At 68.5% G+C, this 24,756-nt stretch carries 23 protein-coding genes; 22 read left to right on the top strand and 1 reads right to left on the bottom strand.

Going from position 1 to position 24,756, the window contains the following annotated elements; all coding sequences use genetic code 11:
* Window positions 1-88 precede the first annotated feature (88 nt).
* The 6 genes from ACPXCG_RS20220 to aroB all read left to right on the top strand — a co-directional run bounded on the left by ACPXCG_RS20220 (window position 89) and on the right by aroB (window position 6,153).
* Window positions 89-1,909 (top strand): endolytic transglycosylase MltG, encoded by a 1,821-nt coding sequence (locus ACPXCG_RS20220; RefSeq protein WP_425793912.1) that lies wholly within the window; start codon window positions 89-91, stop codon window positions 1,907-1,909.
* Between the two features lie 4 nt (window positions 1,910-1,913).
* Window positions 1,914-2,744 (top strand): shikimate dehydrogenase, encoded by an 831-nt coding sequence (locus ACPXCG_RS20225; RefSeq protein WP_425793913.1) that lies wholly within the window; start codon window positions 1,914-1,916, stop codon window positions 2,742-2,744.
* Between the two features lie 119 nt (window positions 2,745-2,863).
* Window positions 2,864-3,250, top strand: coding sequence for a prepilin peptidase (locus ACPXCG_RS20230; RefSeq protein WP_425793914.1), 387 nt, complete (start codon window positions 2,864-2,866; stop codon window positions 3,248-3,250).
* A 40-nt stretch (window positions 3,251-3,290) separates the two neighbouring features.
* Entirely contained in the window at window positions 3,291-4,499 is a 1,209-nt protein-coding gene (gene aroC / locus ACPXCG_RS20235) for a chorismate synthase (RefSeq protein ID WP_425793915.1), read from the top strand.
* On the top strand, window positions 4,496-5,050 hold the full coding sequence (locus ACPXCG_RS20240; protein WP_425793916.1) for a shikimate kinase: 555 nt from the start codon (window positions 4,496-4,498) through the stop codon (window positions 5,048-5,050). Before aroC ends, ACPXCG_RS20240 begins: the two co-directional genes overlap by 4 nt.
* The gene (gene aroB / locus ACPXCG_RS20245) at window positions 5,047-6,153 is read left to right on the top strand and encodes a 3-dehydroquinate synthase (protein WP_425793917.1); all 1,107 of its coding nucleotides are present in this window, start codon (window positions 5,047-5,049) and stop codon (window positions 6,151-6,153) included. The genes ACPXCG_RS20240 and aroB overlap by 4 nt, the downstream gene beginning before the upstream one ends.
* 70 nt (window positions 6,154-6,223) lie before the next feature.
* Here aroB and ACPXCG_RS20250 read toward each other — a convergent pair whose 3' ends face one another.
* Window positions 6,224-6,718, bottom strand: a complete 495-nt coding sequence (locus tag ACPXCG_RS20250; protein WP_425793919.1) for a B-4DMT family transporter — start codon at window positions 6,716-6,718, stop codon at window positions 6,224-6,226.
* Between the two features lie 109 nt (window positions 6,719-6,827).
* Here ACPXCG_RS20250 and ACPXCG_RS20255 point away from each other — a divergent pair, with 109 nt between their 5' ends.
* The 16 genes from ACPXCG_RS20255 (at window position 6,828) to ACPXCG_RS20330 (ending at window position 24,756) form a co-directional block, all read left to right on the top strand.
* A complete protein-coding gene (locus tag ACPXCG_RS20255; protein WP_425793921.1) occupies window positions 6,828-7,970 on the top strand; it encodes an aminopeptidase P family protein in 1,143 nt (380 codons plus the stop codon).
* A gap of 37 nt (window positions 7,971-8,007) precedes the next feature.
* On the top strand, window positions 8,008-8,571 hold the full coding sequence (gene efp, locus ACPXCG_RS20260; RefSeq protein ID WP_425793923.1) for an elongation factor P: 564 nt from the start codon (window positions 8,008-8,010) through the stop codon (window positions 8,569-8,571).
* A gap of 15 nt (window positions 8,572-8,586) precedes the next feature.
* Window positions 8,587-9,084, top strand: a complete 498-nt coding sequence (gene nusB, locus ACPXCG_RS20265; RefSeq protein WP_425793924.1) for a transcription antitermination factor NusB — start codon at window positions 8,587-8,589, stop codon at window positions 9,082-9,084.
* A 114-nt stretch (window positions 9,085-9,198) separates the two neighbouring features.
* Complete coding sequence (pyrR, locus tag ACPXCG_RS20270; protein ID WP_425794020.1) at window positions 9,199-9,819, top strand: bifunctional pyr operon transcriptional regulator/uracil phosphoribosyltransferase PyrR; 621 nt, start codon at window positions 9,199-9,201, stop codon at window positions 9,817-9,819.
* The gene (locus tag ACPXCG_RS20275; protein WP_425793926.1) at window positions 9,819-10,775 is read left to right on the top strand and encodes an aspartate carbamoyltransferase catalytic subunit; all 957 of its coding nucleotides are present in this window, start codon (window positions 9,819-9,821) and stop codon (window positions 10,773-10,775) included. Before pyrR ends, ACPXCG_RS20275 begins: the two co-directional genes overlap by 1 nt.
* 34 nt (window positions 10,776-10,809) lie before the next feature.
* Entirely contained in the window at window positions 10,810-12,156 is a 1,347-nt protein-coding gene (locus ACPXCG_RS20280; protein WP_425793927.1) for a dihydroorotase, read from the top strand.
* Window positions 12,153-12,707, top strand: a complete 555-nt coding sequence (locus ACPXCG_RS20285; protein WP_425793928.1) for a transporter — start codon at window positions 12,153-12,155, stop codon at window positions 12,705-12,707. The genes ACPXCG_RS20280 and ACPXCG_RS20285 overlap by 4 nt, the downstream gene beginning before the upstream one ends.
* Entirely contained in the window at window positions 12,704-13,876 is a 1,173-nt protein-coding gene (carA, locus tag ACPXCG_RS20290; RefSeq protein ID WP_425793929.1) for a glutamine-hydrolyzing carbamoyl-phosphate synthase small subunit, read from the top strand. Before ACPXCG_RS20285 ends, carA begins: the two co-directional genes overlap by 4 nt.
* On the top strand, window positions 13,876-17,211 hold the full coding sequence (gene carB, locus ACPXCG_RS20295; protein WP_425793930.1) for a carbamoyl-phosphate synthase large subunit: 3,336 nt from the start codon (window positions 13,876-13,878) through the stop codon (window positions 17,209-17,211). The genes carA and carB overlap by 1 nt, the downstream gene beginning before the upstream one ends.
* Complete coding sequence (pyrF, locus tag ACPXCG_RS20300; RefSeq protein ID WP_425793931.1) at window positions 17,208-18,044, top strand: orotidine-5'-phosphate decarboxylase; 837 nt, start codon at window positions 17,208-17,210, stop codon at window positions 18,042-18,044. The genes carB and pyrF overlap by 4 nt, the downstream gene beginning before the upstream one ends.
* A 646-nt stretch (window positions 18,045-18,690) precedes the next feature.
* Entirely contained in the window at window positions 18,691-19,005 is a 315-nt protein-coding gene (mihF, locus tag ACPXCG_RS20305; protein WP_012834141.1) for an integration host factor, actinobacterial type, read from the top strand.
* A gap of 46 nt (window positions 19,006-19,051) precedes the next feature.
* A complete protein-coding gene (gmk, locus tag ACPXCG_RS20310) occupies window positions 19,052-19,696 on the top strand; it encodes a guanylate kinase (protein WP_425793933.1) in 645 nt (214 codons plus the stop codon).
* Window positions 19,697-19,760: 64 nt separating this feature from the next.
* A complete protein-coding gene (rpoZ, locus tag ACPXCG_RS20315) occupies window positions 19,761-20,060 on the top strand; it encodes a DNA-directed RNA polymerase subunit omega (protein ID WP_425793934.1) in 300 nt (99 codons plus the stop codon).
* Window positions 20,061-20,076: 16 nt separating this feature from the next.
* Window positions 20,077-21,354 carry a bifunctional phosphopantothenoylcysteine decarboxylase/phosphopantothenate--cysteine ligase CoaBC gene (gene coaBC, locus ACPXCG_RS20320; protein WP_425793935.1) on the top strand — a complete coding sequence of 426 codons (1,278 nt, stop codon included), beginning with the start codon at window positions 20,077-20,079 and terminating at the stop codon, window positions 21,352-21,354.
* Window positions 21,355-21,550: 196 nt separating this feature from the next.
* Window positions 21,551-22,762, top strand: a complete 1,212-nt coding sequence (gene metK / locus ACPXCG_RS20325; protein WP_425793936.1) for a methionine adenosyltransferase — start codon at window positions 21,551-21,553, stop codon at window positions 22,760-22,762.
* Between the two features lie 47 nt (window positions 22,763-22,809).
* Window positions 22,810-24,756: a primosomal protein N' gene (locus tag ACPXCG_RS20330; RefSeq protein ID WP_425793937.1), complete on the top strand. Its 1,947-nt coding sequence runs from the start codon at window positions 22,810-22,812 to the stop codon at window positions 24,754-24,756.

Here is a 24,756-nt window from a genome sequence, read left to right on the forward strand (position 1 = left end):
TCCGGCCCCACAGCCCAGCGCAATTCGCGATCGCGAATCGGCGCTGCAGTGCAGCCGACTTTCGCCGGAACCGGAGAGGAACCACTCGGTGACCGACGAGCACCAGCATCGGCCGCGATCGCGGCGACATGACATCTCCGAACAGCCCACCGAGCAGCTCGATCTCGATCGACTGCGCTACTTCACCCAGCCCGCCGACGGCAAGCCGTCGACCCGTCATCGTCGCCGCCGCGAGATGGAGTCAGTCGAGCCGGAGGTCGGGCGACCTGCGCAGGCGGCGGCCCCGCCGAACCCGCCCGCGGGTTCTCAACCACCCCCTCCCAGCGGTCCGATGCCCAGTGCTCCGATGCCCAGTGCTCCGCCGGTGCCGAGCCCTCCGCCGCCGCCCGCCCCGCCGCGGACCGCTCCGCAGCGCGTGGCACCCGAAGCCCGCCGACGGGCGCCGAGCGCACCGCCGCCACGGAGCCGACCCGAGCGGATCCCCCCCGAGCGGATCCCCCCAGCGGACGACGCCGATCCGGACCGGCCCCTGACGCTCTCGTCGGGCGAGTACAGCGACCCGCTGCGCAGCGCGGTGCCGCACCGGGTACGTCCACAGACGATCGAGCCGCAACCGCCGCGCACGCACTTCCTCGACAACGACGAGGATGTCGCGGGCGAGACCGCCGACGACCTCCCGGATCGTGGTCGTCGTCGTCCGCGACGGGAGAGCGGCGCCGGGCGTTCCAGGGAAAAGCGTCCCCGCCGTGAGAGAGGCGGCTCGCCGAATCGCACGCGACGTCGCGTCATCCTCGCGCTGGTGATGGCCTGCATGCTGGTCCTGGTCGCCGGGGTCGGATTCGTCGGTCTGCGCTCGCTCGGGGTCTTCGAGAACCACAAGGACTACTCCGATGCGGCAGGCACGGCCGATGTGATCGTCGACATCCCGCAGAACTCGACGCTGATGGACTTCGGCCGGATCCTGGAGAAGGACGATGTGGTCGGCAGTGTCAACGCGTTCCTCGACGCCGCAGGCGGACAGGCCATGTCGGGCGGTTACTACAAGCTCCGAACCCAGATCCCCGCGTCCACCGCGGTCGCCATGATGACCGACGACAACGAACACCGCGTCGGTCGCGTGGTGGTGCCGGAAGGGCTGCAGCTCGACAACAAGAAGGGCGTCGACGGCAAGACCACTCCGGGAATTTTCCAGATGATCTCCGACGCCACGGCGGTGACCGTGAACGGTCAGCGGGTCGGTGCGGACGTCGGACAACTCGAGAAAGCGGCCGCCGAGTCGACACCGGACCAGCTCGGGGTGCCCGCGTGGGCTCGCCCCACTGTCGAGCAGCTCACGGGTGATCATCGTCGGATCGAGGGATTGATCGCGCCCGGGACCTGGGAGACGATCGATCCGAACCACTCGGCGACCCAGATCCTGCACGATCTGATCGTCGCGAGCTCGATCCGCTTCCAGCAGTGGGGACTGGTCGAAACGCAGGACTCCGGACTGACCCCGTACGAGACGCTGGTGGCGGCGTCGGTCGTCGAACGTGAGGTGACCGACCCCGAGGATTTCCCGAAGGTGGCCAGGGTGATCCTCAACCGCCTGGCCAAAGACCAACGGCTGGAGATGGATTCGACTACCAATTACACGGCGAACGTGACGAACATCGACGTCTACGGCGACGCCTACAAGGCCGACAACAAGTGGAACACCTACCGCAACACGGGACTGCCGGTGACGCCGATCGGGGCGGTTGGTGAGCGTGCGCTGAGTGCGGTCGAACATCCGAGCGCAGGTGACTGGCTCTACTTCGTCACCGTGGACCGGCAGGGCACCACGCTGTTCGCGAACACTTTTGAAGAGCATCAGCAGAACCGCGAAAAGGCTTGTGAGAACAAGCTCCTGAGCACCGGGTGCAGCTGATCGGATGGACCTGACAGCTCGCCGGGCCGCGGTACTCGGATCACCGGTCGGTCATTCGCGTTCGCCGGACCTGCACCTGGCCGCCTATCGTGCGCTGGGTCTGACCGACTGGACCTATGACCGGATCGAGTGCACTGCCGACGAGCTGCCGGAGCTGGTGGGTGGCCTGGGCCCCGACTTCGTCGGCCTGTCGGTGACCATGCCGGCCAAACTCGCGGCCCTCGCGTTCGCCGACGAGCGCACGACGCGGGCAGAACTCGTCGGGTCGGCCAACACGCTGGTACGCACCGAACATGGCTGGCGCGCCGACTGCACCGACATCGACGGCATGGCAGGCGCACTGCTCGAGGTGGGCGCCGACGCCGCGGCGAACTCGTCCGCCGTCGTCGTGGGTGCCGGAGGTACCGCGCTGCCCACGGTGGCCGCACTCTCGGACGCCGGCTTCACCGATCTGGTGGTCGTGGCGCGGGATGCGGGCCGGGCCGCACCTGTGATCGAGCTCGGACGGACCGTCGGCATGACCACCGCGGTGCTGCCCTTCGAGCCCGGCGCCGATCTCGAGGAGCGCGCCGCTGCGTCCGGCGTGGTGATCTCCACGGTCCCCGCCGGCGCGACCACACCACTCGTCGGTTCGCTGGCGTCCGCGGCGAAAGTCGTCGACGTGATCTATCACCCGTGGCCGACGCCGTTGGCGGCCGCGGTGTCGACCGCGGGCGGCCGCGTGGTCGGGGGACTGGTGATGCTGCTCAATCAGGCATTCAGCCAGGTCGAACAATTCACGGGTCGCCCGGCGCCTCGGGAGGCAATGGCCGCCGCGCTCGGCGGCGCCGGATGATCGACTCGCGGTAGCACGGTTCCGATACCGGAGCGATCGACCCTCCACAGGGGAACAGCGATCCACAGCGCCGTCGAGCGAGTGATGCCCCGGGTCCGCGCGACCGGCACTCTCGGCGGATGAGCTCATTCCTGGTGCTGATCTGGCTGGCGGTCGTGGCGGTGGGCGATCTGCGCACGGGACGGATCGCGACGGCCCTCGTCTGGCCGGGAATCGCGGCGACGATCGGCATGTCGGTCGGACACCCGGGAGTACTGGCCGCCGCCGTCGTCACGGCGACCCCCTACCTGGTGGCGGTGCTCGCCCGCGCGTGCGGGGGCGGCGATCTCAAGCTCGCCTTCGTCATCGGCGGAATGGTCGGCGACGTCGGTGCGGGGCTGGTCGTCGTCGTCCTCGCCGCGATGGTCACGCTCGGCCCACATCTGCGAGCACATGCGGGCGAGCCCGGTCGACCGCACGGTCCGGCGCTGGTCACCGCCGCGCTCTTCACTCTCGGCATCGCATGACGGGGTCTACGAGGTGGGGTCGTCGGGTGACGACGAGGTCATGGAACAATTGACCACTGTGTTGCGCTGGATAACTGCCGGAGAATCCCATGGCCCGGCCCTGGTCGCCCTCGTCGAGGGGATGGTGGCCGGAGTGGAGATCACCTCGTCCGACATCGCCGAACAATTGGCGCGTCGTCGCCTCGGCTACGGGCGAGGGGCGCGGATGAAGTTCGAGGCGGACAAGATCACCCTGGTCGGCGGGCTGCGGCACGGCGCGACGATGGGCGGCCCCGTTGCCATCGAGATCGCCAACTCCGAGTGGCCGAAATGGGAGACGGTGATGTCTGCCGACCCGGTCGACCCCGCCGAGTTGGCGGGCAGCGCGCGCAACGCGCCGCTCACTCGGCCGCGGCCCGGGCACGCCGACTACTCGGGCATGCTGAAATACGGCTTCGACGATGCGCGTCCGGTCCTCGAACGTGCCAGCGCGCGCGAGACTGCGGCACGGGTGGCCGCCGGTACCGTCGCCCGCAACTTCCTGCGCCAGGTGTTCGGGATCGACGTCCTGTCGCACGTGATCTCGATCGGCGCGAGTGAGCCCTATGACGGCCCGGCCCCCCGCATCACCGATCTGCCGGCGATCGACGAGAGCCCGGTCCGCGCGTTCGACGCGGATGCCGGGCAGCGGATGATCGACGAGATCGAGGCGGCGAAGAAGGACGGCGACACCCTCGGCGGCGTCGTCGAGGTCGTCGCGACCGGTGTGCCGGTCGGTCTGGGGTCCCACGTGAGTGGCGAGACCCGCTTGGACGCCAGGCTGGCGGGGGCCCTGATGGGCATCCAGGCGATCAAAGGTGTCGAGGTCGGCGACGGCTTCACCACGGCACGACGCCGCGGCAGCCAGGCCCACGACGAGATGGTGCCGGGCCCCGACGGTGTGCTGCGATCCACCAACCGCGCCGGCGGTCTGGAAGGCGGCATGACGAACGGCGAGGACGTGCGCGTGCGCGCGGCGATGAAGCCGATCTCGACCGTGCCGAGGGCGCTGTCCACCGTCGACATGGCAACCGGCGAAGAGGCCGTGGCGATCCATCAGCGCTCCGACGTGTGCGCCGTACCCGCGGCCGGCGTGGTCGCGGAGGCGATGGTCGCCCTGGTGCTCGCCCAGGCCGCCCTGGACAAGTTCGGTGGCGACTCGGTGACCGAGACCGCGGAGAACCTGGCCGGCTACCGCAAGCTCATCGACGCGCGGCCGCCGCAGCGATGAGTGCGCCCCGTCCCGAGCGTCGTCCGGTGGTGGTGTTGATCGGCTTCATGGGCGCGGGCAAGTCCACGGTCGGCCGCATCCTGGCCGACCGCCTCGGTGTGGACTTCCTCGACACCGACGCCGAACTCGTCCGCAGCACCGGACGGACCATCCCGGACATCTTTGCCACCGACGGTCCGGAACGATTCCGCGAGATCGAACGTGACGTCGTCCTCGAGATCCTGCGCTCACACGGCGGTGTGCTGGCGCTCGGTGGCGGTGCGGTGATGACGCCTGCGGTCGCCGCGGGACTGGCCGGCCACCGGGTCGTCTACCTGAAGATCGACGCGGAGCAGGGTTTCGCGCGGGTGCGCGACAGCGACCGCCCGCTCATCGCCGGTGACGATCCGCACCGGCGATACGGCGAACTGCTCGCCGAACGAGACGAGACATACCTCCGCACGGCCAAGTTCACCGTCGACGCGGCAGCGGGCGAGCCCGGGGACGTGGCGGATGCCATTCTCGCCGAACTCGCCCGTGCACTCGTACCAGAAAGGGCGGCCACCACATGACCGAGCCGATATCCATCACCGTCAACGCCGGTGCCCCGTACGACGTGGTCATCGGACGAGGTCTGCTCGACGATGTCGCGACCGCGGCCACCGGGGCGGACCGGATCGCGATCCTCTACCAGCCGACGCTGGCGAAGACCGCCGAGCAGATCCGGGAGTTCCTGTCGGACAAGGGTTTCGATGCCCACCGGGTCGAGATCCCGGACGCCGAGGCGGGCAAGGATCTCTCGGTCGCGGCGTTCTGCTGGGACGTATTCGGCCGGATCGGACTCAAGCGCAACGACAAGGTGATCGGTCTCGGCGGCGGTGCCGCCACCGATCTCGCGGGTTTCGTCGCCGCCACCTGGATGCGCGGCATCGGTGTCATCCACATCCCGACGACACTGTTGGCGATGGTCGATGCCGCGGTTGGCGGGAAGACCGGGATCAACACCGACGCGGGGAAGAATCTCGTCGGATCCTTCCACGAGCCCGACGCCGTCCTGATCGACACGGCGACGCTCGCGACGGTCCCGCGTAACGAGGTCGTCGCCGGTCTGGCGGAGGTGATCAAGACCGGATTCATCGCGGACCCGGTGATCCTCGACATCATCGAGGCCGACCCCGCCGCCGCGATCGACGCGGCGGGCGATGTGCTGCCCGAACTGATCAGGCGGTCCGTCCAGGTGAAAGCCGACGTGGTGTCGGCGGATCTCAAGGAATCGTCACTGCGTGAGATCCTGAACTACGGGCATACCCTCGGGCACGCCATCGAGCGGCGCGAGCGCTACCGCTGGCGCCACGGTGCGGCGGTCTCGGTGGGGCTGGTGTTCGCCGCGGAGCTGGCCAGACTGGCCGGCCGGCTCGACGATGCCACCGCCGACCGTCACCGTACGGTGCTGGAGCTGGTCGGCCTGCCGACGAGTTACGACGCCGATGCCCTGCCGGACCTCCTGGAGGCGATGTCGGGGGACAAGAAGAACCGCTCCGGCGTGCTCCGCTTCGTCGTCCTCGACGGTCTGGCCAAGCCCGGTCGGCTGGAAGGTCCAGACCCGGGTCTCGTCGCCGCCGCCTACTCGGCGATCGCGGGGGATGCCGCACCGTCGGGCGGCGTGCTTCTCTGACCCGGGCCACAGAAAACTCCCACCGGCACGAGATCTCGTGTGCTGGTGGGAGTTTTTTCGTGACCTGAGTTCAGCCGGCGACGTGTTCGCCGTCGCGGTCGGGGTGCACCGACCAGTCGTCCTCGGTGTCCTGACCCTTGCGCTGATCCCGGCGGACCAGGAATCGACCGACGGCCGCACCGACGAACGCGGGTGCGAACACCAGCAGTGCGGTGAAGGAGCCACCCGCGATCAGTTCGACGAAGAGGCTTGCCTCGCCGATGCCGGCGAACACGAACCGGCCGAGGATCCAGCAGATCAGTCCGGCGACGACGCCGGCGAGCAGACCCGCCTGCAACCAGCGGACGGTGAGGTCCCGGTAGTCGTCGGGATCCGGATTCGCACGGGCATCCGCAGTGCCGTCGATGCCGCCCCACAGGAGCGCCACGAGCACGACCGCGGCGATGGCGATCGTCTTCCAGACGGTGGAATGGAGCGGGGCGTTGACCACGGCCACACCGAGCAACACACGGGCGATGACGTGTACGGCGGTCATGACCACACCGCGCAGCAACCACGAAGACATAGGCGACAGGGTACGCAACGACGAACGTGTTCCAAAACACATCCCCCGCGGATACGTCCGCGAGGACATGCCCGCGGACCCCAGACGTGCCGCGCGGTAGCGTGAAGAGATGTCTGCCGATGCCATGACCAGCGACTACCGAGCCCGCCGCGATCGTGTCCGCACCGCTCTCACTCGGTTGGACGAGCCCGCCGATGCCGTGGTCGTCACCGATCTCGTCAACGTCCGTTACCTCACGGGGTTCACCGGCTCCAACGGCGCGGTGCTCATCCGCGCAAACGACGCGACGGCCGACCGCATCTGCACCGACGGTCGCTACCTCACCCAGGTCGCCGAGCAGGCCGGGGATCTCCAGGCGGTGATCGCCCGCGACTGTCTGACCGAACTCGCGATGCAGGCGCGCCGAGTGGGCGCCCGGTCGATCGGTTTCGAGGCCGACGCGGTGACGGTGGCGGCCCATCGAGCCCTCGTCGGTCGGATGGCGGAGCAGGACGGTCCGGCCGCGCAGTTGATCGGCTGCAGTGGGCTGGTCCAGGAGTTCCGGAAGATCAAGGACGCCGCCGAGGTGGAACTGCTGCGCCGGGCGTGCGCGATCGGCGATCAGGGCCTTGCGGCCATCATCGATCGCGGAGTGATCCGCGCCGGCGCGACCGAACGGGAGGTCGCCCGCGCGCTCGAATGGGAGATGTATGCCCTCGGCGCCGACGACATCGCCTTCGAGACCATCGTCGCGGCCGGCGCGAACTCCGCGGTTCCACATCACCGGCCCACGGATGCGATCCTGGCTGACGGCGATTTCGTCAAGATCGATTTCGGGGCGGTGGTCGGCGGCTATCACTCGGACATGACCCGCACCTATGTGCTGTCCCATGCCGCCGACTGGCAGCGCGAGATCTACGAACTGGTGGCCACCGCCCAGGCCGCGGGCCGCGCGGCCCTGCGCCCGGGCGCGGACCTGCGCGACATCGATGCGGCCGCTCGGACGGTGATCGCCGACGCGGGCCACGGCGATCACTACGTCCACGGTCTGGGCCACGGCGTCGGACTGGAGATACACGAAGCGCCGGGAATCGGGTCCCTGGCGACGGGTACACTGCCTTGCGGCGCAGCGGTGACCGTGGAGCCCGGCGTCTACCTCCCTGGGCGAGGTGGCGTCAGGATCGAGGACACGCTCGTCGTCACCAGTATGGAGACGGCTGGGGACACGCCGGACCTGCTGACCGCCACCGACAAGACATTCACCGTCATCTGACGGTCGTTGACCCCGAGAAGACAGGGAAGAGAACCACATGGCGACCACCGCCGATTTCAAGAACGGCCTCGTGCTGCGCATGGACGACCAGCTCTGGCAGATCCAGGAATTCCAGCATGTGAAGCCCGGCAAGGGGCCGGCCTTCGTCCGCACCAAGATCAAGAACGTGCTGTCCGGGAAGACGGTCGACAAGACCTTCAACGCCGGGGTGAAGGTGGAGACCGCGACCGTGGACCGGCGCGACATGACCTACCTCTACAACGACGGCACCGATTATGTGTTCATGGATGGCGAGACCTTCGACCAGATCTCCATCCAGCCTGGCACCGTCGGTGACGGCGCCCGCTTCCTGCTGGAGAACATGACCGTGCAGGTCGCCATGCACGAGGGCAATCCGCTCTACGTCGAGCTCCCGGTCACCGTTGAACTCGTCGTCTCCCAGACCGACCCCGGTCTTCAGGGCGACCGATCGACCGGCGGTACCAAGCCGGCGACCCTGGAGACCGGCGCGGAGATCCAGGTCCCGCTGTTCATCAACACCGGCGACAAGCTGAAGGTCGATGCCCGGGACGGCGGTTACCTCGGCCGCGTCAACGGCTGATCGAGCGATTCTCCCGTGAAACAGCCCGGTACCAGACACAAGGCCCGCCGTCGCGCGGTCGATCTGTTGTTCGAGGCGGAGGCCAAGAAGGTCAGCCCGGCCCAACTGGTCTCCGAGCGTCGGCTCTATGTCCGCGACGACGAGAGCGTCGGGACCATCCATGACTACACGGCGACCGTGATCGAGGGCCTGGCCGCCGACCTGCCGCAGGTCGACGCGGTGGTGTCCTCGCACCTGCGTGGATGGATGCTGGAGCGGTTACCCGCTGTCGACCGCGCGATCCTCCGGCTGGCGACGTGGGAGCTCTTCAACGCGACGGATGTCGACCCGGTCGTGATCGTCGATGAGGCGGTGGAGTTGGCGAAAGAGCTCTCGACCGACGACTCGCCCGCGTTCGTCAACGGCGTCCTGGCGCGGATCGCCGAGCTCGCACCCCAGGTCCGCGCCGCGGCCGCCGCCGGGAGCGGAGTCGACGATGCACCCGCCGACCGTGAGCGCAACGACGGCGTTTGATCAAGCGCACACCTCGTCGGCTCGGTTCGGCGGGGTGGTGGCGTGTAAAGTGTCGCGAGACAGACATCCTTTAACGATCCGTCCGGCGAGGCGGAGAAGGAGGTCGGCTTGACCATGCCAGCTGATGGTGCGCGGCCAACCGATGGTGCCCGGTCCATGGGACGGGTCCTGCTCGACGCGTCCGACGTCGCCCGCACGATTGCCCGGGTCGCCCACGAGGTGATCGAGAAGACCGCACTCGACTCGCCCGATGCCCCACGGGTGGTGATCATCGGAATCCCAACCCGTGGAACCTATCTGGCTTCGCGGCTGGCTGAGAAGATCAACGAGTTCGCGGACACCCAGGTGCCCGTCGGATATCTCGACATCACGCTCTACCGGGATGATCTCCGCGCGAAACCGCATCGCCCTCTCGAACGGACCGTGGTGCCCGCCGGTGGCGTGGACAACGCGGTCGTCATCCTGGTCGACGACGTCCTCTTCTCCGGCCGGACCGTGCGTGCCGCCCTCGACGCGCTGCGTGATCTGGGCCGTCCCGCGGCGGTTCAACTTGCCGTGCTGGTCGATCGCGGGCACCGGGAACTGCCGCTGCGTGCCGACTATGTCGGCAAGAACATCCCGACCTCGCGTGACGAGAACGTCTCGGTGCATCTCGTCGAGCACGACGAGGTCGACGAGGTCGTCTTGAGTCCGGCACCCGCCGCCCAGCCGTCGACGGCGGGAGGGGAGGCCTGATGCGACATCTGCTGTCCACCCAGGATCTGACGGCAGACGAGGCGACCGGACTGCTCGACGAGGCGGAACGGTTCGAGCAGGCACTCACCGGGCGCGAGGTCCGCAAGCTTCCGACACTGCGCGGTCGGACCGTGATGACGGTGTTCTACGAGAACTCCACCCGCACCCGGGTCTCCTTTGAGGTCGCCGGCAAGTGGATGAGCGCCGATGTGATCAACGTGAGCGCGTCGAGTTCCTCGGCAGGCAAGGGAGAGTCGTTGCGGGACACCGCGAAGACCTTGCACGCGTTGGGTGCCGACGCGCTGATCGTGCGTCATCCGGCGTCGGGCGCCGCTCATCAGATCGCGGCCTGGACCGCCGGCGTGACGAACGGCGAGACAACCGGGCCGGCGATCATCAACGCCGGCGACGGCACCCACGAACACCCGACCCAGGCGTTGCTGGACGCGCTGACCCTGCGTCAACGGCTCGGCTCGCTCAAGGACCGGCGGGTGGCCATCGTCGGTGATGTCCTGCACTCCCGGGTGGCCCGCTCCAACGCGCACCTGCTCGCGACGCTCGGCGCCGAGGTCGTGCTCGTGGCGCCGGAGACACTGCTGCCGGTCGGAGTGGAGGACTGGCCGGTGGTCACGTCGAACTCCCTCGATGCGGAATTGGCCGCGGCCGACGCGGTGATGATGCTGCGCGTGCAGGCCGAGCGGATGAACGGCGGGTTCTTCCCCAGCGCCCGCGAGTACTCGGTGCGGTTCGGTCTGAACGACCGACGGATGGCTCTCCTCGCCGACCATGCGGTCGTGCTGCACCCGGGTCCGATGCTGCGCGGGATGGAGATCGGCTACTCGGTCGCCGACTCGCCGCGCGCAACGGTCCTCGAACAGGTCCGAAACGGAGTGCACGTGCGGATGGCGGTCCTGTTCCGCCTACTCGTCGGCACCGACAACCCGGGGGCCCAGTGAACAAGCCAGGAGCTCAGCGAGTGGAGATGCAGAAGTGACCGCTCCGACAACCGGTTCGATCCTGATCGCCGACGTCCGGCCCTACGGGGAGGGCGATCCGGTCGATGTCCTCGTCGTCGACGGTGAGATCACCGCGATCGGCACCGACCTGACCGTGCCAGAGGACGTCGACCGGGTCGATGGCGGCGGAGCCGTCCTGCTGCCCGGCTTCGTCGACCTGCACACCCATCTGCGCGAGCCCGGGCGCGAGGACACCGAGACCATCCGGTCCGGTTCGTCCGCCGCCGCGCTCGGCGGTTACACCGCCGTGTTCGCGATGGCCAACACCGACCCCGTCGCCGACAACGCGACCGTCACCGACAACGTCTGGCGGACCGGTCGCGAAGTCGGGCTGGTCGACGTCCACCCGGTCGGCGCAGTCACCGTCGGCCTCGCCGGTACGCAGCTCGCCGAGATGGGCATGATGGCCGCAGGCGCTGCGGGTGTGCGGATGTTCAGCGACGACGGGAAATGCGTCGACGACCCGCTGCTCATGCGTCGCGCACTGGAATACGCGAAGGGCCTCGACGTCCTCATCGCGCAGCATGCCGAGGAACCGCGACTCACTGTCGGGGCGGTGGCCCACGAGGGCCCGAACGCCGCCCGGCTCGGGCTCAGCGGATGGCCCCGCGCCGCCGAGGAGTCCATCGTGATCAGGGATGCGCTGCTCGCCAGGGATGCCGGCACCCGGGTCCACATCTGCCACGCCTCGACCGAGGGCACCGTCGAATTGCTGCGCTGGGCACGGGACCAGGGCATCGCGATCAGCGCCGAGGTGACGCCGCACCACCTGTTGCTCGACGACTCGCGCCTGCTCGGTGCCGGAAGCGGAGCAAGCGGGTCGAATTTCCCGGCCTATGACCCGGTGAACAAGGTCAATCCGCCGCTGCGGGAGGCGCGCGACAAGCTCGCACTCCGGCAGGCTCTCGCCGACGGCGTGATCGACTGTGTCGCCACCGATCACGCGCCGCACGCGGCCCAGGAGAAGGCCTGCGAGTTCGCCCAGGCCCGGCCCGGCATGCTGGGTCTGCAGACCGCGCTGCCGATCGTCGTCGAGACCATGGTGACGCCCGGCCTGCTCGACTGGCGTGGCGTCGCGCGCGTGATGAGTGAGCGGCCCGCGCAGATCGTCGGGCTGTCCGATCAGGGCCGTCCGATCGCCGTCGGCGAGCCCGGCAACCTCACGCTGGTCGACCCGGACACGTCCTGGATCGTCGACGGTGACGATCTGGCCAGCCTGTCGCGCAACACACCGTACGAGGCGATGACGATGCCCGCCACCGTGACCACCACCGTCCTGCGCGGTGTGCTGACCGCGCGTGACGGCGAGGTCGTGCGATGAGCGGGCTCGAGGTCGTGGTGGTGCTGGTCGTGGTGCTCGTCTGGCTCGGTCTGATCGCACTCGTGCTGCGCGGCTGGCGAAACCGGGGGCGCCGCCAGGCCGACCTGATCGGCGTCCTGCCCACCGTCCCCGCCGAACTCCCGGCGCCCACACGTGGACCCGACACCGGCCTCTACGTCGGCAGCACCATCGCACCGAGCTGGCAGGACCGGGTCGCGGTGGGAGACATCGGCGACCGGGCCGCCGCCGAGATCTCCGCCTACCCCGAGGGAATCCTGATCGAACGGCAAGGTGCGTCCGGCATCTGGATTCCGCGGCCGTCCATCACCGCGGTCCGCACCGAACGCGGTCTGGCAGGCAAGGTCATGACCGCCGACGGGGTCCTGGTGATCCGCTGGGTACTGCCCAGCGGCACCGAGATCGACTCCGGACTCCGGGCCGATGACAAGGCCATCTATCCGGGGTGGATCGCCGACCACGAGTCGGCCACGGCTGCGCCGGGTGGCGCCACCGAGCCCGATGACGACAGTGAACAGAGGAAAGATCAATGAGCACAGCAGTTCTGGTGCTGGAGAACGGACAGGTCTTTCGTGGCCGGGAGTTCGGCGCGACCGGCGAGACGCTCGGGGAAGCGGTGTTCTGCACCGCCATGACGGGCTATCAGGAGACCTTGACCGACCCGAGTTATCACCGCCAGATCGTGGTCGCCACCGCGCCGCAGATCGGTAACACCGGCTGGAACGACGAGGACGGGGAGAGCACCGGAAGCGCCGGCAGCGATTCGGCCTCCGGGGACACCGGAAAGATCTGGGTCGCGGGTTATGCGGTGCGCAATCCCACCCGCCGGGTGTCGAACTGGCGTGCCACGACCTCACTCGAGGACGAGTTGCGACGGCAGGGGATCGTGGGGATCTCCGGTATCGACACACGCACCGTCGTCCGGGTTCTCCGTGACCACGGGTCGATGCGCGCCGGGGTCTTCTCGGGTGCCGCCCTGTCGGCCGACGACGAACTCGTGGCCCGGGTGCGTGATCAGCCGGAGATGAAGGGTGCCGATCTCGCCGGCGAGGTCACCACCGATACCGGTTATGTGGTGGAACCCGCCGACGGCGAGACCCGATTCACGGTCGCGGCACTCGATCTCGGGATCAAGACCAACACGCCCAGGATGTTCGCCCAGCGTGGCGTCCGCGTCCACGTCCTGCCGTCGACCATCGGTCTCGACGCGATCACCGAACTGCGGCCGGACGGCGTGTTCCTCTCGAACGGCCCGGGTGACCCCGCGACCGCCGATGCGATGGTCGAGCTGACGCGCGGAATGCTCGGGGAGGGGTTGCCGCTCTTCGGGATCTGCTTCGGCAACCAGATCCTCGGCCGGGCGCTCGGACGGGACACGTACAAGATGAAGTTCGGCCACCGGGGCATCAACATCCCGGTTGTCGACCATGTCACCGGCAAGGTGTCGATCACCGCGCAGAACCATGGGTTCGCGCTGGAGGGCGAGGCCGGTGAGGAGTTCGACACGGACTTCGGGCGGGCGCGGGTCAGTCACGTGTGCGCGAACGACGGAACCGTCGAAGGCGTGGAACTGCTCTCCGGGCAGGCCTTCTCGGTTCAGTACCACCCCGAGGCCGCGGCCGGTCCGCATGACGCCGCGTACCTCTTCGACAAGTTCGTCACCCAACTCGAGGGTGACCCCGCAGATGGAACGAGGGCCTGATGCCGCGCCGTACAGACATCTCCCACGTCCTGGTGATCGGCTCCGGCCCGATCGTGATCGGCCAGGCATGCGAGTTCGACTACTCCGGCACCCAGGCGTGCCGGGTCCTGAAGGCCGAAGGCCTGCGGGTGAGTCTGGTCAACTCGAACCCGGCAACCATCATGACCGATCCGGAGTTCGCCGACGCCACCTACATCGAGCCGATCACGGCCGAGTATGTCGAGAAGGTGATCGAGGCCGAGCGTGACGCAGGGCATCCGATCGACGCGGTGCTCGCGACCCTCGGTGGGCAGACGGCTCTCAACACCGCTGTCGCGCTGCATGATCGTGGCGCTCTGGAGAAGTACGACATCGAGTTGATCGGCGCCGACTTCGATGCCATCCAGCGTGGCGAGGACCGGCAGATGTTCAAGGACATCGTCGCGAAGGTGGGTGGCGAGAGTGCCCGCTCACGCGTGTGTCACACGATGGACGAGGCGTACGACACGGTCGCCGAGCTCGGCTATCCCGTCGTCGTGCGGCCGTCGTTCACCATGGGCGGGCTCGGTTCCGGCATGGCCTACGACCGCGACGACCTCGAGCGCATCGCCGGTGGCGGACTGGCGGCGTCGCCGACCGCCAACGTGCTCATCGAGGAATCCATCCTCGGCTGGAAGGAATACGAGCTCGAGCTGATGCGCGACAACCGCGACAACGTGGTGGTCGTCTGCTCCATCGAGAACGTGGACCCGGTCGGTGTGCACACCGGTGACTCTGTCACGGTCGCGCCGGCGATGACCTTGACCGATCGCGAATACCAGATCATGCGCGACCTCTCCATCGACATCCTGCGCGAGGTCGGCGTGGACACCGGCGGTTGCAACATCCAGTTCGCACAGGACCCCAACGACGGCCGCCTCGTGGTCATCGAGATGAACCCGCGTGTGTCCCGCTCATCGGCGCTGGCGTCGAAGGCGACGGGCTTCCCGATCGCGAAGATCGCCGCGAAACTCGCCATCGGCTACAGCCTCGACGAGATCGTCAACGACATCACCAAGGAGACCCCGGCGTGTTTCGAGCCGACGCTCGATTATGTCGTCGTCAAGGCGCCCCGGTTCGCCTTCGAGAAGTTCCCCGGCGCCGATGACACCTTGACCACCACGATGAAGTCGGTGGGCGAGGCGATGTCACTGGGCCGTAGCTTCGCCGAGGCGCTGGGCAAGGTGATGCGGTCACTGGAGACCAAGGCCGCCGGATTCTGGACCGAGCCGAATCGCCCCGATCCCGCGACCATCGATCTCGATGGTCTGCTGGAGTCGCTGAAGACGCCCAAGGACGGGCGGCTCTACGGACTGATGCTGGCCTTCGAGGCCGGTGCCTCGGTGGAGCAACTCTACGAGGCGACCGCAATCGACCCGTGGTTCCTGGCCGAGATCGGCGGTGTCGCTGCGCTCGGTGCCGAGCTCCGTGACGCCGACACGCTCGACGAGGCACTGTTGCGGGAGGCCAAGGGCTCCGGCTTCTCCGACCGCCAGATCGCCGCTCTGCGAGCCGATTTCGCCGACGAGGCGGCGGTGCGCGAGTTCCGGGTCAGCGCCGGCGTGCATCCGGTCTACAAGACCGTCGACACCTGCGCCGCGGAGTTCGAGGCGAAGACTCCCTACCACTACTCGACCTACGAGCTCGATCCCGCTGCGACCAGTGAGGTTGCGCCGCAGCCGGATCGCCCCAAGGTGCTGATCCTCGGGTCGGGGCCCAACCGCATCGGTCAGGGCATCGAGTTCGACTACTCGTGCGTGCATGCGGCACTCACCCTGTCAGAGGCCGGGTACGAGACCGTGATGGTCAACTGCAACCCGGAGACGGTCTCCACCGACTACGACACGGCCGATCGCCTGTACTTCGAACCGTTGACGTTCGAGGACGTCCTCGAGGTCTACCGCGCGGAGTCGGAATCCGGCACCGTGGCGGGCGTCATCGTCCAGCTCGGCGGGCAGACGCCGCTGGGCCTGGCCCACCGCCTTGCGGCCGCCGGGGTCCCGATCGTCGGGACCAGCCCGGAGGCCATCGACCTCGCCGAGGACCGGGGTGAGTTCGGCAAGGTGCTCACCGCCGCCGGACTGCCCGCCCCGGCCTTCGGCACCGCGACCAGCTTCGACGAGGCGCGCGCGACCGCGGCGCGGATCGGCTACCCGGTACTGGTGCGTCCGTCGTATGTCCTGGGCGGTCGGGGCATGGAGATCGTGTACGACGAGAAGTCCTTGGAGGACTACATCTCCCGGGCCACCGAGTTGACGTCGGATCATCCCGTGCTGGTCGACCGCTTCCTCGAGGACGCCGTCGAGATCGACGTCGATGCATTATGCGACGGCGACGAGGTCTACATCGGCGGGGTGATGGAGCACATCGAGGAGGCCGGGATCCACTCCGGTGATTCCGCGTGCGCGTTGCCCCCGGTGACGCTCGGCCGATCGGATCTCGCGATGGTCCGTGCGTCCACCGAGGCGCTGGCCAAGGGCATCGGCGTACGCGGCCTGCTGAACGTGCAGTACGCGTTGAAGGATGACACGCTGTACGTCCTCGAGGCCAACCCGCGCGCCAGTCGCACCGTGCCCTTCGTCTCGAAGGCGACCGCGGTGTCCCTGGCGAAAGCGTGCGCGCGGGTCATGCTCGGCGAGTCGATCGCCGAGTTGCGCGGCCAAGGGCTGCTCGACGCCGTCGGCGACGGCGGTGAATCCCCAACGGACGCACCGATCTCGGTGAAGGAGGCGGTACTGCCTTTCAACCGATTCCGACGTCACGACGGCAGCGGTGTCGACTCACTGCTCAGTCCGGAGATGAAGTCGACCGGCGAGGTGATGGGCATCGATGCCGACTTCGGGCGCGCGTTCGCCAAGTCGCAGACCGCCGCCTACGGCTCGCTGCCCACCTCGGGGGCGATCTTCGTGTCCGTCGCCAACAAGGACAAGCGTGCGTTGATCTTCCCGGTCAAGCACATGGCCGATCTCGGGTTCGAGATCCTGGCCACCGAGGGGACCGCGGACGTGTTGCGGCGCAACGGCATCGAGTGCCGAACCGTGCGCAAGCACTTCGAGGCGCAGCCGGGGGAGCCGACCATCGTCGACATCATCCGTTCGGGTGCGGTCGCGATGGTGATCAACACCCCGTACGGCAACTCGGGTCCCCGGATCGACGGCTACGAGATCCGCAGCGCGGCCGTCTCGGTCAACATCCCGTGCATCACGACGGTTCAGGGCGCGAGCGCCGCGGTCCAGGGCATCGAGGCAGCGATGAACGGTCAGGTGAACGTCGAGTCGCTGCAGCGACGACACGCGGTGCTGGTGAACCGGCGGTGACCACGGCCCCGGCGTCGGGATTCGCGACCCGCTACCTCGATGCGGTCGGGGAGCGTGGCCGCCTCTGTGCCGGCATCGACCCACACGCCGAACTGTTGGAGCAGTGGGGTCTGCCGGTCTCGGCGGACGGGTTGAGTCGTTTCGGCGACATCTGTGTGGAGGCCCTCGGACCGGTCGTGGCGGTGATCAAGCCGCAGGTGGCGTTCTTCGAGGTGTTCGGCGCGGCCGGATTCGGTGTGCTGGAACGGGTCATCCGGGGCTGCCAGGCGGCCGGGGCATTGGTGCTCGCCGACGCCAAGCGCGGAGACATCGGCTCCACGATGGCCGCGTACGCGACCGCGTGGCTCGACGACAGGTCGGCGCTGTGCGCAGACGCGGTCACGGTTTCGCCGTACCTCGGTTTCGGATCCCTCGCCCCGGCGGTCGATGCCGCTCGTGCCGGGGAGCGGGGCCTGTTCGTCCTGGCTCGGACTTCGAATCCCGAAGGCGCCTCGGTCCAACTCGCCGACGCCGATGGACGAGCCGTCGGACAGACCGTCGTCGACGATGCCGCCGCCGAGAACGTGGACGGCACAGGCACTGTCGGGCTGGTGGTGGGCGCCACTCGTGCGCACGGTCTCGACCTGGGCGCCCTGCGCGGGCCGATCCTCGCACCCGGCCTCGGTGCGCAGGGCGCGACGGCCGGCGATCTCCCCGAGGTGTTCGACGGTGCCGACACCGCGTGGTTGCTCCCGGCAAGCAGTCGAGCCGTCCTCCGCGCCGGCCCGGACATCGGAGCGCTCCGTGCGGCGGCGGAGCAGTCGCGGGACGACGTGGAATCGGCACTGCGCTGACAGGTCACTGTTCGCCGGGCTGATCCGTCGCTGCTCGCTGTGCGGCTTCGGGGCCGTGTGTGCATGGACGAGGTGGACCCGGGGTCGTGGTCGGTGTGATCGTCCGACCACGGCTGCCTGAGACGTACTTCTCCTGGGGTCGTCGACTGGTGGTCCCACCTGTCGGCGACTTCTCCCGGCGGATCGCGAGCTCGGCGTCGGGGTTGTCCCGGCGACACGCGCGACGAGCGATCGATTCCAGAGAAATTCCTGATCATCACTCCCGTCACACCCGTATCAGTGCAGGCAGACGCGAAATTGGGCACCGATCGGCGGCGCCGAGGTGCTCGGGTCTACGGGCATCGGCGATGACCTGCGGTTTCGCGGCAAATTGCGTAGTCAGAGCGCTGTCGTGGTCGTTGTCGGGCCGATGGTTTACGTTCGAGGGGCGAGGCACGTTACAACACAGGAATCCGGTGGATTTCCCGGGGGTGGCACTCGCAAATGCCTGCTCACGTGAGTACGGTCGCTTTCGCCGCACCATTCGGCGGCGGTGGCATTGTCGCTGATCGCGACCGCACCGGTCGCGCCGGCGACCAACCGCCATCAGGCGCCTTCGGGCACCTGGTGACAGTCCAATCGAAGACACGAAAGACGGAGGAACCCCGTGGCCCTTCCCCAGTTGACAGACGAGCAGCGCGCTGCAGCGTTGGAGAAGGCAGCTGCCGCTCGGCGGGCCCGCGCCGAGCTCAAGGAGCGCCTGAAGCGCGGCGGCACCGATCTCAAGCAGGTGCTGAAAGACGCGGAGAACGACGAGATCCTGGGCAAGATGAAGGTGTCGGCGTTGCTCGAAGCGCTGCCCAAGGTGGGCAAGGTCAAGGCGCAGGAGATCATGACCGAACTGGAGATCGCTCCGACGCGCCGCCTGCGCGGTCTCGGCGATCGCCAGCGCAAGGCGCTGCTCGAGAAGTTCAGCTCCTGATCGAGCGGAAGCAGCGCGGACGCGTGACGACGACTCAGGTTCGGCGGTGACCCGACCGCCGCAGCAGCCGCAATCCGAGCGCACGAGGGGTCGACTGGTGGTACTGGTCGGCCCCTCAGCCGTCGGTAAGTCCACCGTGGTGGCGAAGGTGCGCGAGCTGCTGCCGACCATGCACTTCAGCGTGTCGGCGACGACACGTGCACCGCGGCCCGGAGAGGTCGACGGACGCGACTACCACTTCGTGTCCGGCGACGAGTTCGACCGCATGATCGCCGACGACGAGCTTCTCGAGTGGGCCGAGATCCACGGAGGTCTCCAGCGGTCGGGAACCCCGATCGCACCCGTGGTCGAGGCGCTCGAGCAGGGCGTTCCCGTGCTGGTGGAGGTCGATCTGGCCGGCGCGCGCAACGTGGTCCGACGACTGCCGGAGGCGGTCAGCGTCTTCCTGGCGCCACCGAGCTGGGACGAATTGGTGTCGCGGCTCACGGGTCGGGGCACCGAGACGCCCGATGCGATCGCCCGCCGTCTGGAGACGGCACGCACCGAGATGGACGCTCAAGGTGAGTTCGCGCACGTGCTGGTGAACCACCAAGTCGACCAGGTGGCCTCCGAGTTGGTATCCTTGCTGGTCGGGTCCGAAGATTCGGCGTCTCGCCCGGCTCCGACCGGACAATCGACCTCAGACGTTTGAGTAAGGCGGACGGCCGTCGCCACCCGGTGGCCGCCGCACAGAGCACAGTGATGCAGGAGAATGCGTGAGCACCCAGACGAATTTCGACGTGACCGAGATCGCCGACGCCCCGGCTTATGACACCCCACTGGGTATCACCAACCCGCCGATCGACGAGCTGCTCGAGCGCGCGTCGTCGAAGTATGCGCTGGTGATCTACGCGGCCAAGCGCGCCCGGCAGATCAACGACTATTACAACCAGCTCGGCGACGGCATCCTCGAATATGTCGGCCCCTTGGTGGAGCCCGGTCTGCAGGAGAAGCCGCTGTCGATCGCCATGCGAGAGATCCACTCCGACCTCCTCGAGCACACCGAAGGCGAATAGAACCTCGGGCGCGGGGATGACCACAGCGCACACAGGTACGCCGGGCGCCCCACGACGCCGGGTTCTGATCGGTGTCGGCGGCGGCATCGCCGCGTACAAGGTCTGCTCGGTGATCCGGCACTTCACCGAGGCCGGCCACGAAGTCCGCGTGGTGCCCACCCGATCGGCCCTCAAGTTCGTCGGCGCCGCTACGTTCGAGGCGCTCTCCGGCAACCCCATCACCACCGACGTCTTCGACGACGTCGACCAGGTCGCCCACGTGCGCCTCGGTCAGGGGGCCGACCTCGTCATCATCGCGCCCGCGACCGCGGACCTGATGGCACGGGCGGCATCCGGACGGGCCGACGACCTGCTCACCGCGTCGCTGCTCACCGTGCGATGTCCGGTGCTGGTCGTTCCGGCGATGCACACCGAGATGTGGGAGCACGCTGCTACGCAGGCCAACGTCGCGACCTTGCGTGAGCGCGGGGTCACGGTCATGACGCCGGCATCCGGCCGTCTCACCGGCACCGACAGCGGCCGTGGCCGTCTGCCGGATCCGCAGGAGATCGCGATGATCGGCGAGCTGCTGCTCGAACGTCCGGACGCGCTGCCCCACGACCTCGCCGGAGTGCGAGTGGTGATCAGCGCAGGCGGCACCCGCGAACCGCTCGATCCCGTGCGCTTCCTCGGCAACCGGAGTTCCGGCAAGCAGGGTTTCGCGCTCGCGCGCGCGGCGGCCCAACGTGGCGCGATCGTCACCGTCGTCGCAGGCTCGACCGCCGATCCGGGGGATCCGGCCGGAGTCGAGATCGTCCCGGTGGCGAGCGCGCAGGAACTGGCCGACGAGATGACGAAACGTGCCGCGGAGGCCGATGTCGTGATCATGGCCGCCGCCGTCGCCGACTTCCGGCCGGTGTCGGTCTCCGAGGCGAAGATCAAGAAGGGGAAGTCGGGGCCCGCGCCGATCGAGCTGACCACCAATCCCGACATCCTGCGGGGGCTGGTCGAGAGCCGCGAGGCGGGCCGCGTCCCCGCGCCGACCGTCATCGTGGGGTTCGCCGCCGAGACCGGCGACGAGACCGGCGGCGTGCTCGACCACGGGCGGGCCAAGTTGCTTCGTAAGGGTTGCGACCTGCTGGTGGTGAACGCGGTGGGCGACGGCAAGGCGTTCGGAACCGAGGACAACACCGGCTGGCTGTTGTCGTCGAGCGGCACCGAGACGGCTCTGCCACTCGGCTCGAAAACGCTCATGTCGAGCAGAATTCTCGACGAGGTCCGTGCTCTGGTGTCCGATGGCGGCGGCACGGCCTGACCCGCCGGGCCGCGTCCGACGGGTCGGAGCCGGTGTGTAGTTTGGAACGCGTTCACATGGGGTTCGACCCGGAGTGCGAGAACCCCTGTTCAGAAGTCACAATTGCTGAGTAGCCATAATTGCCCAGTAGAGACAACCAACGGCAGCGACGACTGCCGGCGCGCCCGTCCGGGCCCGGAGAGCCTGAGAGGACCAGATGACCACCTCTGCGTCACGCCTGTTCACCAGTGAATCCGTCACCGAGGGTCACCCCGACAAGATCTGCGACGCGATCAGCGACTCGATCCTCGACGCCATGCTCGCCCAGGATCCCAAGGCACGTGTCGCCGTGGAGACCCTGGTCACCACCGGCCAGGTGCATGTGGCCGGTGAGGTCACCACCACCGCGTACGTCGACATCCCCGGCATCGTCCGCGAGAAGATCCTCGACATCGGCTACGACTCGTCGACCAAGGGCTTCGACGGTGCGTCGTGTGGTGTCAATGTCGCGATCGGCGCGCAGTCGCCCGACATCGCCGGTGGTGTGTTCACCTCGCACGAGAGCCGCAGTGGCATCTCCGAGGACGAGATCGACAGCCAGGGTGCGGGTGACCAAGGGCTCATGTTCGGGTACGCCACCGACGAGACCCCGGAGTTGATGCCGGTCCCGATCGCCCTCGCCCACCGGTTGTCGCGTCGCCTCACCGAGGTCCGCAAGAGCGGCGTGCTCCCGTACCTGCGTCCCGACGGCAAGACCCAGGTCACCATCGAGTACGACGGCGACAAGCCGGTCCGGCTCGACACCGTGGTGATCTCGACCCAGCACGCTGCCGACATCGACCTCGACAACATGCTCACCCCCGACATCCGCGCCAAGGTGCTCGAGCCGGTGCTCGCCGACCTGTCGCTGCCGGGCCTGGACACCTCGGTGGTCCGGTTGCTGGTCAATCCCACCGGAAAGTTCGTCCTCGGTGGCCCGATGGGTGATGCCGGACTCACCGGGCGGAAGATCATTGTCGACACCTATGGCGGGATGGCCCGCCACGGCGGTGGTGCATTCTCGGGCAAGGACCCCTCGAAGGTCGACCGCAGTGCTGCGTACGCCATGCGCTGGGTCGCCAAGAACGCGGTTGCCGCGGGTCTGGCCGGGCGCATCGAGGTCCAGGTCGCGTATGCGATCGGCAAGGCCGCACCGGTCGGGCTCTTCGTCGAGACCTTCGGTACCGAGCGCGTCGACCCCACCGTCATCGAGAAGGTGATCGCCGAGGAGTTCGATCTCCGCCCGCTGGCGATCATCCGCGACCTCGATCTGCTGCGCCCGATCTACGCACCGACCGCCGCCTATGGTCACTTCGGCCGCACCGACGTCGACCTCCCGTGGGAGCGCACCGACCGTGCCGAGAAGCTGCGGGCGGCCGCAGGCCTCTGAGCACACGTGAGCGGGCCACCGAGCGGCCGATCGGCAAGGTCTTGCCGATGCTCGGGCTGGCCCATCTCGATCGGCCGTTCGACTATCTGATCGACACCGATCAGGACGTGTCGGCCGTTCCCGGCGTCCGGGTGCGCGTGCGGTTCGCCGGACGGCTCGTCGACGGGTACCTCCTCGATCGCGTGACCGAGAGCGACCACACCGGCAAACTCGGCTGGCTCGAACGGGTGGTGTCCCCGGAGCCGGTTCTCGGTGCTGATCTCGCAACGCTGTGCCGTGCCGTCGCCGACCGCTACGCGGGCACGATGTCGGATGTGGTCCGGCTGGCCATCCCGCCGAGGCACGCCCGGACCGAGAAGGAGGACGCCCCGGTGCCGGGGTCGTCCGGACCCGTCGCGATGCCCGACACCTCGGCCTGGACGATGACCTATCCGACCGCGGATTCCTTTCTTGCATCGATGCATTCGGGTCATCCTCGGGCGATCTGGCAGGCGACGCCGGGAGAGGACTGGCCGTCCCGCCTCGCCGAACTGGCCGCTACGGCGGCAGCGGCCGGTCGCGGCGCGATCCTGGTGGTGCCGGATCAGCGCGACCTCGATCGTCTCGAGGCCGCATGCGGCCCGATCTTCGGGGAACGCTGTGTCACGCTGGCGGCCGGGCTCGGCCCGACTGCCCGTTACCGGCGGTGGCTGGCCATCCGCCGGGGATCGGTCGACGTCGTCCTCGGTACCCGGAGCGCGGTGTTCGCGCCGGTGCACGATCTCGGTCTGGTCGTGGTGTGGGACGACGGCGACGACAGTCTCAACGAGCCGCGGGCGCCGTATCCGCATCCTCGGGAGGTTGCCGTGCTGCGGTCTCATCAGCAGCGGTGTGCCCTGGTGATCGGCGGGTTCGCACGGACCACCGAGGCACAGTCACTGGTGACCGCCGGTTGGGCACATGACCTCGTCGCCGATCGTGCGACAGTTCGGTCGCGCACCGCCCGGGTCATCGCGCTCAGTGCCGAGGATCGACGGGTCGCGGGCGACCCGCTGGCCCGCTCTGCCCGTATCCCCGGAGTGGCATTCGAGGCGGCGCGGTCCGCGGTGGCGGCCGATGCGCCGGTGCTGTTCAGCGTTCCCCGCCGCGGTTACATGCCCTCGCTGGCCTGCGCGCGGTGCCGGGCGCACGCTCGCTGCCGGGCGTGTCACGGGCCGGTGCAGCTCGATGCGGGCAACGTGTTGTCGTGCCGCTGGTGCGGACGGGTGGAGAGGTCCTTCCGCTGCGCCGAGTGCGGGGGGAGCGAGGTACGTGCACTCACCACCGGCGCACGCCGGACCGCGGAAGAACTCGGTCGTGCCTTCGCCGGAGTCCCGGTCGCGACTTCCGGGGGTGCGTCGGTCCTCGACGAGGTGGAGACGGGCGCCCGGATCGTGGTGGCAACACCCGGGGCCGAACCCGTCGTCGCCGGCGGCTACGGAGCAGCTGTGGTGCTCGACACGTGGGCACAACTGGATCGGGCTGATCTGCGTGCCGCGGAGGACGCGGTACGGCGCTGGATGGCGGTCGGGGCACTGGTGCGTCCGCACGCCGAGGGCGGCACCATGGTCGTCGTCGCGGATGCCGGACTCGCACCGGTCCAGGCCATGATCCGTTGGGACCCGGTGGGTTTCGCGCAACTAGAGCTGGCCGAACGTGCCGAACTCGGCTTTCCGCCCGCGGTCACCATGGCCTCGGTCGACGGTCCGCCGGAGACGATCGGCGCCTTTGTCGACGGGGTCGGATTACCCGACGGTGGAGAGCGACTCGGCCCGGTTCCGCTACCGGCGGGTGTGCGGGCACCGGCGGGCTCGGGCGATCCGTTCGACGGCGATGTCGAGCGCATCCTGCTGCGCGTCGACCGTCGCGACGGCAAGGACCTCGCCGCGGCGCTGGTGGCCGCTCAGATGCGGCGCAACGCGAATCATGACACCGGACCGATCCGCGTCCAGCTCGATCCCCCTACGATCGGATGA

The organism is Gordonia sp. DT218, from assembly GCF_049847105.1.
Lineage (GTDB): Bacteria > Actinomycetota > Actinomycetes > Mycobacteriales > Mycobacteriaceae > Gordonia.

Bases quoted from the DNA above. Each gene is read 5' to 3' on its own strand.
- ACPXCG_RS20255 (WP_425793921.1), top strand. From the start codon at position 6,828: ATGTCTGCCGATGCCATGACCAGCGACTACCGAGCCCGCCGCGATCGT.
- aroC (WP_425793915.1), top strand. From the start codon at position 3,291: ATGGAACAATTGACCACTGTGTTGCGCTGGATAACTGCCGGAGAATCC.
- ACPXCG_RS20230 (WP_425793914.1), top strand. From the start codon at position 2,864: ATGAGCTCATTCCTGGTGCTGATCTGGCTGGCGGTCGTGGCGGTGGGC.
- ACPXCG_RS20285 (WP_425793928.1), top strand. From the start codon at position 12,153: ATGAGCGGGCTCGAGGTCGTGGTGGTGCTGGTCGTGGTGCTCGTCTGG.
- coaBC (WP_425793935.1), top strand. From the start codon at position 20,077: ATGACCACAGCGCACACAGGTACGCCGGGCGCCCCACGACGCCGGGTT.
- ACPXCG_RS20330 (WP_425793937.1), top strand. From the start codon at position 22,810: ATGCTCGGGCTGGCCCATCTCGATCGGCCGTTCGACTATCTGATCGAC.
- carA (WP_425793929.1), top strand. From the start codon at position 12,704: ATGAGCACAGCAGTTCTGGTGCTGGAGAACGGACAGGTCTTTCGTGGC.
- efp (WP_425793923.1), top strand. From the start codon at position 8,008: ATGGCGACCACCGCCGATTTCAAGAACGGCCTCGTGCTGCGCATGGAC.
- aroB (WP_425793917.1), top strand. From the start codon at position 5,047: ATGACCGAGCCGATATCCATCACCGTCAACGCCGGTGCCCCGTACGAC.
- ACPXCG_RS20225 (WP_425793913.1), top strand. From the start codon at position 1,914: ATGGACCTGACAGCTCGCCGGGCCGCGGTACTCGGATCACCGGTCGGT.
- ACPXCG_RS20250 (WP_425793919.1), bottom strand. From the start codon at position 6,718: ATGTCTTCGTGGTTGCTGCGCGGTGTGGTCATGACCGCCGTACACGTC.
- ACPXCG_RS20275 (WP_425793926.1), top strand. From the start codon at position 9,819: ATGCGACATCTGCTGTCCACCCAGGATCTGACGGCAGACGAGGCGACC.
- pyrR (WP_425794020.1), top strand. From the start codon at position 9,199: ATGCCAGCTGATGGTGCGCGGCCAACCGATGGTGCCCGGTCCATGGGA.
- carB (WP_425793930.1), top strand. From the start codon at position 13,876: ATGCCGCGCCGTACAGACATCTCCCACGTCCTGGTGATCGGCTCCGGC.
- metK (WP_425793936.1), top strand. From the start codon at position 21,551: ATGACCACCTCTGCGTCACGCCTGTTCACCAGTGAATCCGTCACCGAG.
- ACPXCG_RS20240 (WP_425793916.1), top strand. From the start codon at position 4,496: ATGAGTGCGCCCCGTCCCGAGCGTCGTCCGGTGGTGGTGTTGATCGGC.